General features: G+C 60.7%; 11 protein-coding genes. 3 read left to right on the top strand and 8 right to left on the bottom strand.

What is annotated here, in order from left to right:
• Positions 1–107: 107 nt before the first annotated feature.
• On the bottom strand, positions 108–527 hold the full coding sequence (locus NW863_RS08770) for a hypothetical protein (RefSeq protein WP_414365832.1): 420 nt from the start codon (positions 525–527) through the stop codon (positions 108–110).
• 168 nt (positions 528–695) lie between these two features.
• Between NW863_RS08770 and NW863_RS08765 the strand changes: the two genes are divergently transcribed.
• Positions 696–2,327, top strand: coding sequence for a hypothetical protein (locus NW863_RS08765; protein WP_414365831.1), 1,632 nt, complete (start codon positions 696–698; stop codon positions 2,325–2,327).
• Here NW863_RS08765 and NW863_RS08760 read toward each other — a convergent pair.
• The 4 genes from NW863_RS08760 to NW863_RS08745 form a co-directional block, all read right to left on the bottom strand.
• Positions 2,321–3,526 (bottom strand): glycosyltransferase, encoded by a 1,206-nt coding sequence (locus NW863_RS08760; protein WP_414365830.1) that lies wholly within the window; start codon positions 3,524–3,526, stop codon positions 2,321–2,323. The genes NW863_RS08765 and NW863_RS08760 overlap by 7 nt on opposite strands.
• A gap of 2 nt (positions 3,527–3,528) precedes the next feature.
• Positions 3,529–3,942, bottom strand: coding sequence for a PH domain-containing protein (locus NW863_RS08755; protein ID WP_414365829.1), 414 nt, complete (start codon positions 3,940–3,942; stop codon positions 3,529–3,531).
• Between the two features lie 79 nt (positions 3,943–4,021).
• Positions 4,022–4,528: a hypothetical protein gene (locus tag NW863_RS08750; RefSeq protein ID WP_414365828.1), complete on the bottom strand. Its 507-nt coding sequence runs from the start codon at positions 4,526–4,528 to the stop codon at positions 4,022–4,024.
• A gap of 22 nt (positions 4,529–4,550) precedes the next feature.
• Positions 4,551–5,435 carry an ion transporter gene (locus NW863_RS08745; protein WP_414365827.1) on the bottom strand — a complete coding sequence of 295 codons (885 nt, stop codon included), beginning with the start codon at positions 5,433–5,435 and terminating at the stop codon, positions 4,551–4,553.
• A 140-nt stretch (positions 5,436–5,575) separates the two neighbouring features.
• On the opposite strand from NW863_RS08745, the gene NW863_RS08740 reads away from it, so the two are divergent.
• A complete protein-coding gene (locus tag NW863_RS08740) occupies positions 5,576–6,169 on the top strand; it encodes a Maf family protein (RefSeq protein WP_414365826.1) in 594 nt (197 codons plus the stop codon).
• A gap of 173 nt (positions 6,170–6,342) precedes the next feature.
• Here the strand turns inward: NW863_RS08740 and gatB are convergent, their stop codons facing one another.
• The 3 genes from gatB to NW863_RS08725 form a co-directional block, all read right to left on the bottom strand.
• Positions 6,343–7,815 (bottom strand): Asp-tRNA(Asn)/Glu-tRNA(Gln) amidotransferase subunit GatB, encoded by a 1,473-nt coding sequence (gatB, locus tag NW863_RS08735; protein WP_414365825.1) that lies wholly within the window; start codon positions 7,813–7,815, stop codon positions 6,343–6,345.
• A 66-nt stretch (positions 7,816–7,881) separates the two neighbouring features.
• Positions 7,882–8,166 carry an acylphosphatase gene (locus NW863_RS08730; RefSeq protein WP_414365824.1) on the bottom strand — a complete coding sequence of 95 codons (285 nt, stop codon included), beginning with the start codon at positions 8,164–8,166 and terminating at the stop codon, positions 7,882–7,884.
• On the bottom strand, positions 8,163–8,357 hold the full coding sequence (locus NW863_RS08725; RefSeq protein WP_414359456.1) for a hypothetical protein: 195 nt from the start codon (positions 8,355–8,357) through the stop codon (positions 8,163–8,165). The genes NW863_RS08730 and NW863_RS08725 overlap by 4 nt, the downstream gene beginning before the upstream one ends.
• A 152-nt stretch (positions 8,358–8,509) precedes the next feature.
• Between NW863_RS08725 and NW863_RS08720 the strand changes: the two genes are divergently transcribed.
• Positions 8,510–9,895: gamma-aminobutyraldehyde dehydrogenase (locus NW863_RS08720; protein WP_414365823.1), on the top strand; the 1,386-nt coding region annotated here is incomplete at its 3' end.

Genomic DNA, 9,895 nt, shown 5'->3' with positions numbered 1-9,895 from the left:
ATATATCCAGAATCAGTCAGGAGGCGCTATCCCTCCCCACCGTCTATACGGTGGGGAATCCCGCGCCTTACGTTGAAAGACAACGCTAAGGTGCAACCAGGCCAGTCTCAGGGATCCCTCAACAGCACCGTCTCGGTCACAGCGGCACTTTGTCCCAACCGGTCGAAAACTCGCAAACTAAGCAGGTAGGAGCCGGGCACCAAGTTTGAAGGGGGGCGGATGCGGAAGCGGGTAGTGCAGGACACCTCGCCGGAGACACAGTTGACCTGGGCTGCTGACAGCGTCTGCACCTCGATCCCTGACCATGATACCTGAAACGCCAGCTCCGCCGGGATCCGACCCGGCACCGACACCGAGACCCCGACCTCCAAAAAGCCGCCCCGGCTGACGGCGGCAGGAATGTCGCTGCTGGTGATTAGCGGCGGCAAAGGGGTTCTGGCAGTGAGCGCGTCGGCACCACAACTGACCGAAGCTACACTCAGCAGGGCCAGCGCCAACTCCCAAAGTCTAGATCCCAGCTTGATCACAGGACTCCCGCCCCAAAACTAACTCCCCCAAGTATAGAGGATGGAGGTGACAGCTCTAGCGTCAGTTTTGCGGGAACTCAAAAACTCACACTATATGTGGTGTCGAGCTGGATATTTGCCCGGAGCATCTGCTAGAGTAAAGCCCATAACCTGTCGAGCAGCCGGGCTATGGAAGTGGAAGAGGAGCTAAAAGCCTTGCGGGCGCGTGTGCGCAACTTGGAGCGCTCCCTAGCAGAGTCAGAAGCACTGTCGTTGCAGCAGATTGAATGTACCCATCGCCTGGAACGGCAACTGCTTGAAGCGCAGGCCCAACTGCAGGAGCGGGAGCAAGCTTTGCAGGCTTGTCAAGAGGAGAAGGCGCGGCTGGAACAACGTCCTACCCTAGAAGCTTTTCAGCTCCAACAGCAACACATTGAAGAGTTACAAAATCTCCTCTGGGAAATGGAGCGCCGACCCACGCTGGAGCACTACCAGATCCTGCAGCAACAGTTGCAGACCAGCCAAGCAGAAATCGAAACCCTGAAGGCAGAACTGCAGCGGCGCGTTGATCCGGCCCGGTTCTATCAACTGCAGCAGGAGCTCTTGGAGCTGAAACAGCAGGCGAACCAGTTGGGGGAATATGCCGTCAAGTTGCCGCAGGTGCAGCTTTTGCAAGCCCAATTGCAGCTCCGCATCCAAGAGCTGGAGAAGGAAAAGGCACAGTTGCAGGCGCAAATCCAGGAGCTGGCCGGTCGGCCTTCTGCGCAGGAAATGGAAACCCTACGGGCGGAGCTGGAAGCGGCCCACCGCCAGGCCGAGGCTGAGTGGCAGCGTCTCAAGGTGGATCTGGAAAGCGAAAAGGCACGCCTGGAAGCCGACTTGAATGCGGCACAGCAACGTCTTCGCGAATTGGAAGAACGCCCTTCGCAGGAGCAATGGGCAAGCTTGCAAGCGGAGCTGAACCGCTTGCGCCAACAAGCCTCTTTTGCCAAGGCTGAGCGAGCCACCTTGCTGGCGGAGCTGCAGCAGAGCCAGCAGCGTCAGGCAGAACAGACCCAGCACATTGCCAAACTGGAGGCGGAGCTACAGGCTCTGCGCCAAGAGCCAAAAGCCCAAGGGGATCCCAGCGGCGAGGCGGAGTCCCTGCAGGCGCAGCGGCTCCTTGCTCTAAAAGAGCAAGTGCAGGCTCTCACCCGTGAGCTCGACGCCTTACGGGCTGATCGGGATCAGCTTCTCCAAGAGCTGGCTCAGCGGCCCACCTTTGCCCAGTGGCAGGAAGTGCAGCAGCAGGTTCGGGAGCTGGCCCAGCGACCAACTCGGGAAAGCCTGGAAGAAGCCCAGCGGGCACGGGAGCTGGCGGAGGCCCATTATCTGGTTAGCCAAAAACAGATCGAGAAGCTGCAGCAGCAGGTGGCGACTTTGAAAACCGAGTGTGTGCAGGCCCACGCCTATGCCCAAACTCAGGAAAAAGAGGTGGCTCTGTTGTTGCAACGCAACCAGGAGCTGGAGGAACAACTGGCCGCCCTGCGGCAGTCGTCTGCAGCTCCTCCCCAAGCAGTTGTCGAGCTCAGGTCTGGCCGCCCAGCTCAGGAACGGGTTCAGGCGGTGCCTGAAGGGCCTGCTCCCTCCCCACCCACCAGCCGACCCACAACTGGGAGAACGCCCGCTGGTGGGATCCCCCCCCTTACCCTCAAGGAGGAGCAGGATCACACAGAAAGGCTGCTGAAGCGCTCTGTTTTGGCCACGGGCTGCAGCGGCGGAGAAAGGGGGGAGCGCAGCCGCATCGAGTTGCCGGCTTTTGTGCAGCGGCGGCCCTACTGAGGTTGCCATTCTTGCGGATCCAAGCGCTCTCCCGCCTGGAAACGGGGCCAGGCCCAGCGCAGCAGGGATCCCAGTTGGGCGTGAAACCGCTCCGGCCGAAATTGCAGAGCATGGGCACGAATCTGCTGCGGATCCCACTCCTGTCGCTCTGCCTGGCGCAGTCCTTCGACGAGGGCTTCCACACTGGCTTCGGGGATGAGGATCCCCGTTTGGCCGTGGATGACGGTCTCCCGGGTGCCTCCCCAGTTCAGGGCGACTACGGGGCGGCCACAAGCTTGCGCCTCCACCGGCACCAGGCCAAAATCCTCCTCCCAGGGGAACAGCAGCAGCCGGCAGTTGGCCAGCAACTCCTGCAGACGGTCTTGGGGCTGGTGGGGCAAAAACTCCACTTGCGGCCCTGCCAGTTGCTTCAGTCGCGGCAGCTCCGGTCCTTCCCCCACCACCACCAAACGGCGGCCCAGTTGCTTGCAGGCAGCAATGGCCAGATCCACCCGCTTGTAGGGCACCAGCCGGCTCACCACCAGGTCGTAGTCGGCTTGGGGATTGGCCACCGGCTCAAACCCCTGCAGGGGCACCGGCGGATAGATAACCACGGCCTCGCGGCGGTAGAGCTTGGCGAGGCGACGGCGAATGTGCTGCGAGTTGGCAATCAACAGATCTGGTCGCTGGGCTGCCACAAAATCCCACTGGCGTAGGCGGTGCAGCAGCCAGTGGCTGAGGGAGGAGAGAGGGCGGAGCCCTCCCAGACCTGCCCGTTTTAGATAGAGTTCTCGGCTTTCCCAGAGGTAGCGAGGGGGGCTGTGGATATAACTGAGGTGCAGAGTGGAGGCCCCCGTCAGGATCCCTTTGGCAAAGGCATGGCTGCTGGAGATTACACAGTCATAGCCGGAAAAGTCGAAGCTCTCGTAGGCCAAAGGCATCCAGGGCAGGATGTACTTTAGGCGGGCATGGTAGCTGCGGCGCAGCACCCCCAGCCGGCGCGCCCAGCCCTGCAAAAACGAAGTGTGAATCGACAGCTTCTGCCAGCCCGGCGGCAAGGTGTGGGCCGAGAAAAGGCTGACATAGAGAGGAGCTTGCGGGGCAAAAGACACCAACTCCTGCAAAACCCTTTCCGATCCCCCCGGCCAGATGAGGTACTCATGCACCAACGCTAGGCGTTGTGGCCAAGCGGGATCCCAGCTTGGGGCAGGGTCGGGCATGGCTAGGATTCTGCAGGGCGGCGCTTCTGGCCGATGGGCCCGCTTACCTGCCGGGCTTTCTCGTCAAGGCGTTCGCTGATGTAAGCGTAGATCTCGCGGAAGCGGGGTACTGCCCGCATCTCTAGGCGGCTGCCGTCTTTGAGGGTAAGCACCATATCGCCCCACGTGCCCAGGCCCCGTGGCACCGTCACCACCCTGGCAATCTCTTTGTAAATGACATCAGAGCGCTCCTTCCCCCCCCAGCCGCCAATGACAGTGATGCGGCGGTTGGTAATCCGGTAGTGAACCCACAGCCTGCGCACCAGCGCCCCCACAAACAGAGGCAAGCCGACGAGGGTGAGGCCGAGGAAGGAGTTCAACACCAGATCGCCCGTGTGAGGGCCGCCCTCAAAAAAAACCTCTTCTTTGATAGCCATGCCCAGTCGAGTGTTAGCAGAGACAATGTCTAAAAACAATCTTAAACAGTTTCTTAGCCTTTCCCAACTGCCGGGGAAGCTAGCGGGAGAGGCGGGATCGGGTTTGCCGTTGAAGGGCTTGCGCTGAGCAATAGGTGGCCCAGATCAGGCGAACAAACAGGGCTATCACAACCAGCGCCACGGCTGCTGCCCCGATATTGCCCAGCCAGCCCCATCCCTCTAACCCGGTCAGGGCTACCAAGGCCCAAGAGGCAGGGTGCAGCATTCCCCCCAAAAGAAGAATCTGGGAAAACAGGTGCCCAGCCGTAAAGCGGGATCCCAACACCACCAGCGCCAGTCCGCCGCCGATGTTGATTAGCCCCATATTGCCCAAAAAGGCGTAGCAGATGTGCCAGGCGTATTTCTGTTTGGGCACCTCTTGCCAGGAAAGGGGTTCCCTAGGGATCCCTGGCAAATCCTGCGGAGCGGGCAGCAGCGGCTGAACTTGGCTGAGGATGAGGCCCAGGACGATGGCTGCCAGCAGCATCACCACTCCCGCCTTTACATTGAGCTTGCCAGGGATGGCCAACTCGGGATGTGCCCACATTGCAGGTTCTCTGGATCCCGTCCTAGCCTATCCTGTCTTTGCCCCCAACCGGGAGATTGGCCAGCGGACTACTGGCTGGAGGGGCTTGGCTATCCGGGTAGAGCGGCGTGCCACAGCGCTTGCAGAATTGGGCATCCTCATCGTGCTGGGAGAGACCACAGCCTGGGCAGGCCCACTGAACTGAGTTGCCGCTTTTCACCAGTTGCTTGATGAGCTCCCCCACTTGCCAAGGGATCAGGGCCACGCCCGTCAAGATCATCAGCACCGTCAACAGCCGGCCCAGCTCAGAGGTGGGGGTGAGATCCCCAAACCCCACCGTGGTCATGGTGACAACAGAAAAGTAGAAAGCATCCAAAAAGGTGGCAAAAGCGGTGGGATTGGCCGGATGTTCCACCTGGTAGATAAGGCCAGAGTAGACAAAGACAATCGCAAAGAGAGTAAAAAGGATGCGCAACAAGATGCGGGTGTCAGCAGAGATTACCTGACCCAATAGGGTCTTGCCCTCCACTAGGCGCAGCAGCCGCAGGATGCGAAACCAGCGCAGGAGACGGATAAAGCGAATATCGGCTAGACCAGCAAAAAACGGCAAAATCGCCAGCAAGTCAATGAGCGAATAGAGGCTGAAGACGTAGCGCAGCTTCTGCGGAGCCGCTGCCCAACGCAGCAGGTACTCCACTACAAACAGGCCAAGGATCAGGCGATCCAGCCGCTCTAGGCTAAGGCGCACCTCCAAGGGCAGGGGGTAGGTTTCCGCCACAAAGAAGGTGGACGAGCAGAGAACCAGGGCTGCCACCAGTAAATTGACCCAGCGGCTTTCGGGAGTGTCTTCATCTCCCCAATACCGCTGGAGGAGGCCAGCAGGGACAAGCTTGGCTTGAGGGGAGGCCTGGGAGGGCAGGGTGGTCACAAACGGGATCCAGTTGGGAGAGATCGAGAGAGTTTCCTTTGAGCGCCTATTGGGCGTACCTTGACTAGGGTAATGGAAACTGGTAAGTGGAGCGAACTTCGCTCCTGCAAACGTCTAGGCTTGAGTTGAGTATTGAATCGATGTTGCCTCCCATTGTCCTGGCTTCGCAATCTCCTGCCCGCCGCCAATTGTTAGAAGCTGCGCGGATCCCTTTCCGCGTTCAACCCAGCTACTTTGACGAAAGCCAAATCCAAAGCTCGGATCCGGTGGAGCTGGTGCAGAAGCTGGCCTCGGCCAAAGCCGAAGTGGTGGCGGCCCAACAACGGCAGCCCGTCTTGGTTATCGGGGCCGACTCGGTGCTCTACCTAGGTGGCGAGATCCTGGGCAAGCCGGCCAATGCTCTGGAAGCGGAACGGCGCCTGCGGCAAATGCGGGGCGAGGTGGGGGAGCTCTACACGGGTCATGCCTTGATTGACACGAAGCAGAACCGCCGCCTCACCCACTATGCAGTCACGCGGGTGTTTTTTGCCAAGCCCAGCGACGAGGAGATCCGCGCCTACGTGGCCACCGGCGAGCCGCTCAATTGTGCTGGCTGCTTTGCCATCGACGGTCGGGGCAGCCTGTTCGTGGAGCGGATCGAGGGGTGTCCTGGCAACGTCATCGGGTTAAGTTTGCCCCTGCTGCGGCGCATGATCCAGGAGTTGGGCTACTCCCTCACCGAAGTCTGGAGTTAGCTAGGGGGGGTGGACAAGTCCCGCACTGCACTGGCAAAGCCAGGGCCGGGATCCAAACACCCCCGCGAAGAGGCGGTGAGCGCTGCTGGAGTCGAGGACACCTACGCGGTGGGGCAGCCCGTGTCTGCTCGTGGAGGGACTGCAAGATCCCGTTGAAGCGGAAAAGGAGGAGGTCACCCGTCTAGATGCCGCTTGAGCAGCTCGTTGGCTAGCTTAGGATCCGCCCGCCCTTGGGTTTTTTTCATCAATTGCCCGACAAAGTAGCCAAAGAGCTTGGTTTTGCCCCCGCGATACTGCTGCAGTTGCTCGGGGTTTTCTGCCAGCACCTCGGCAATCATCTGCTCCAAGAGGTGGCTATCGGAGATTTGGGTCAGGCCCTTGGCCTCCACCAAGGCGCGGGCAGAGCCACCTTTTTCCAACAGCTCCGGCAGGATCTCCTTGGCAATTTTGCTGGAAATGACGCCCTGCTCGATGAGGCTAATTAACTCGGCCAGGGTTTCCGGTTTTAGGGCAATGTCGGGGTAGTCCAGCTTGTGGGTGTTGAGGTAGCTGGCAATGTCGCTCATCATCCAGTTGGCGGCTGCCTTCGGGTCAGCGCCAGCGGCAACCACGGCCTCAAAGTACTCGGCGGTGTTGCGCTCGTCGCTGAGGTAGCGGGAGTCGTACACCGAAAGGCCATATGCCTCCTGGTAGCGCCGCCGCTTCACGCCGGGCAATTCCGGCAGCTCCGCCTGCCAGCGGGCTTTTTGCGCCTCGGTAACGCGAATAGGCGGCAGATCCGGCTCGGGAAAATAGCGGTAGTCGCTGGATCCCTCTTTCTTGCGCATGCTGATGGTGCGCTGGCTGTTTTCTTCCCAAAGGCGGGTTTCCTGCACGATAGGCTCGCCTGCTTCCAAAGCCTTGACTTGGCGGTTGAACTCGTACTCAATCGCCCGCTGGATGGCGTTGAAGGAGTTCATGTTTTTGATTTCCACCTTCGTGCCGAAGGTTTGACTCCCCAGCGGACGCACCGAGATGTTGACATCGCAGCGCAGGGATCCCTCCTGCAGGTTGCCATCACACAGGCCGGCGTAGCGCAGGATGCGGCGCAGCTCCTGCACATATTCGGCTGCTTCTTCCCCGGTGCGGATATCCGGCTCGCTGACGATCTCGATGAGGGGGACTCCTGCCCGGTTGAAATCCACCAGGGAATAGCTGGATCCCGCAAGGCGATCGCTGCCGGCATGCACCAACTTGCCCGCATCTTCTTCGATGTGCAAACGAGTGATGCCAATGCGCTTGGTGCGGCCGTCGCTAAGCTGGATCTCAACCCAACCGTGGGTGGCAAGGGGCAGGTCGTACTGGGAGATTTGGTAGTTTTTGGGCAAGTCGGGGTAGAAGTACTGCTTGCGGTCAAACTTGCTGTAAGGGGCAATGGTGCAGTTGAGGGCCAAGCCAGCCTTGACTGCGTATTCCAGCACTTTCTCGTTGAGCACCGGCAGGGTGCCGGGCAGGCCCATGCAGATGGGATCTATCTGAGTGTTGGGGGGAGCGCCGAAGGCCGTCGCGCTGCTGGAGAAGATCTTGGAGCGGGTGCTGAGCTGGCAGTGCACCTCCAGCCCAATGACAGCTTCGTATTCCACTTTGGCAGGAGCAGCAACCGTCATGGCCAAAAGAGTAAAGGGCAGGTTTCCCCATTCTAGTGGGATGTCACCAGCTCCTGACCCGCTGCCTCAAACGGTGGGGCGGATCTCAAAGGTGGAGAGGCCCTCGGGTGGCTCGGAGCGGTGTTCGACGCCCTCCACCTGCGAGCCGGGGCTGCCCTGCTGACACCAGCGCAGCATTGCCTCCACCGCCGCCGGGGATCCCTCAAAAACGGCCTCGACACGGCCATCCCGCAAGTTGCGCACCCAACCGTGGACACCGGTGCTGCGGGCCATGGCTTCCGTGTAAGCCCGAAACCCTACCCCCTGAACTCGCCCGCGTACCCAAACGTGAACGCGAACTGTGTCACTCATGTCGACAGGGATCCCTCCTCCGAGGTGCTGCGGGGTTCTGGAGCTGCTGGCGGCTCGGCTGGCTGGGCCGTAGCTTTCTCGGCCTGCTGCTCTAAGCGCTGCCAGAGAAAGTTGATGAGGGCAACCAGTCCCAGGATCCCCAACGAGATCCCGCAGGCGTACCCAATGGCTTGCCACAGCACAGGAGACATGCGCCAACCTCGCTTGTGCAGAAAGCTCCCTTCTGACCTTATCAGACAGAAATGGAAGAGAGGGGATCCCTCTCCCCGACAACACCCCCCAAGCTGGACAAGATTCGGCACAATGGGGAGAAGTGTTTCTAGCGAGCAGTTGAGAAGAGGCCATGGCCTACAAACTCTGGATCGACGGCCAATGGGTGGATAGTCAAGGGGGAGACCTGATGGTTATCGAGAACCCAGCCACGGGGGAGAAACTAGCGGAGGTGGTGGACGCCAGCCCCGCCGATGTGGATCGGGCAGTCCAGGCTGCCCAAACCGCCTTTTCCGATGGCCGTTGGTCGAAGCTCACCCCCGCCGAGCGATCCCTGGCCCTCTGGAAACTGGCGGATTTGATCGAGGCGCAGGCTGCTGAACTGGCGCGCCTGGAGTCGGAAAACACCGGCAAGCCCTATGAGTTGGTGAGCTTGGGAGGGGATCTGCCTTTTGCGGTAGATAACCTGCGTTTCTTTGCCGCTGCCGCCCGCGACATCCATGGCTTCAGCGCCGGAGAATACGCCAAGGGTTACACCTCACTATTTCGCAAGGAGCCGGTGGGGGTGTGCGCGCAAATTACCCCCTGGAACTACCCGCTGCTGATGGCCGTCTGGAAGATTGGCCCTGCCCTAGCCGCCGGCTGCACGGTAGTGCTCAAGCCTGCTCCCACCACTCCTCTAACCACCTTGAGGCTGGCGGAGCTCACTGCCGAGGCCGGGATCCCGCCGGGGGTGGTCAACATCGTTACCGGAGGCAATGCCACTGGCCAAGCCCTGGTGGAACACCCGCAAGTGCGCATGGTCAGCCTCACTGGCTCTACCGCCACCGGCAAGCAGGTGATGCGCACCGCCGCCAACACCCTGAAGCGGGTGCATTTGGAACTGGGGGGCAAGGCACCCTTCCTGGTTTTTGCAGATGCCGACGTGGAAAGCGTGGCTGCCAAGGCCGCCTTTGCCGCCACCTTCAACAGCGGCCAGGACTGCACGGCAGCTACCCGCGTCTATGTGCACGAGAGCAAGCTGGCGCAGATGCAAGAGGCCATTGTCGAGGCAATGCGCAAGGTGGTGGTGGGGCCTCCCTTTGAGGCGGGGGTGGAGATGGGGCCCCTGGTCTCGGCAGCCCAGCGAGAGCGGGTGATGGGATTTGTGGAGCGGGCCAAAGCCGAGGGAGCCAAGGTGCTGACCGGCGGGCGGATCCCTTCCCAACTAGACCGGGGCTACTACTACGAACCCACAGTGATTACCGATGTCGATCAAAAAGCGGAGATCGTGCAGAGTGAGGTTTTTGGGCCGGTTCTCACGCTCGGCTCGTTCCGCGAAGAAGCGGAAGCGCTACGCCTGGGCAATGACGTCCTATACGGGCTGGCGGCTTCTGTGTGGACTCAAGACATCGGACGAGCGATGAAGCTGGCCGCCGATCTGGAGGTGGGCACCGTCTGGATCAACGATCACCTCCCCATCGCCTCGGAGGCCCCCCACGGCGGCTTCAAGCAATCGGGATTTGGCAAAGATCTCTCG

This window comes from Synechococcus sp. B60.1 (assembly GCF_047462555.1).
Taxonomy (GTDB): Bacteria; Cyanobacteriota; Cyanobacteriia; order Thermostichales; family Thermostichaceae; genus Thermostichus.
This window is presented reverse-complemented; position numbering and strand designations above follow the sequence as displayed.

Bases quoted from the DNA above. Each gene is read 5' to 3' on its own strand.
- NW863_RS08750 (WP_414365828.1), bottom strand. From the start codon at position 4,528: ATGTGGGCACATCCCGAGTTGGCCATCCCTGGCAAGCTCAATGTAAAG.
- NW863_RS08760 (WP_414365830.1), bottom strand. From the start codon at position 3,526: ATGCCCGACCCTGCCCCAAGCTGGGATCCCGCTTGGCCACAACGCCTA.
- NW863_RS08755 (WP_414365829.1), bottom strand. From the start codon at position 3,942: ATGGCTATCAAAGAAGAGGTTTTTTTTGAGGGCGGCCCTCACACGGGC.
- NW863_RS08740 (WP_414365826.1), top strand. From the start codon at position 5,576: ATGTTGCCTCCCATTGTCCTGGCTTCGCAATCTCCTGCCCGCCGCCAA.
- NW863_RS08730 (WP_414365824.1), bottom strand. From the start codon at position 8,166: ATGAGTGACACAGTTCGCGTTCACGTTTGGGTACGCGGGCGAGTTCAG.
- gatB (WP_414365825.1), bottom strand. From the start codon at position 7,815: ATGACGGTTGCTGCTCCTGCCAAAGTGGAATACGAAGCTGTCATTGGG.
- NW863_RS08725 (WP_414359456.1), bottom strand. From the start codon at position 8,357: ATGTCTCCTGTGCTGTGGCAAGCCATTGGGTACGCCTGCGGGATCTCG.
- NW863_RS08765 (WP_414365831.1), top strand. From the start codon at position 696: ATGGAAGTGGAAGAGGAGCTAAAAGCCTTGCGGGCGCGTGTGCGCAAC.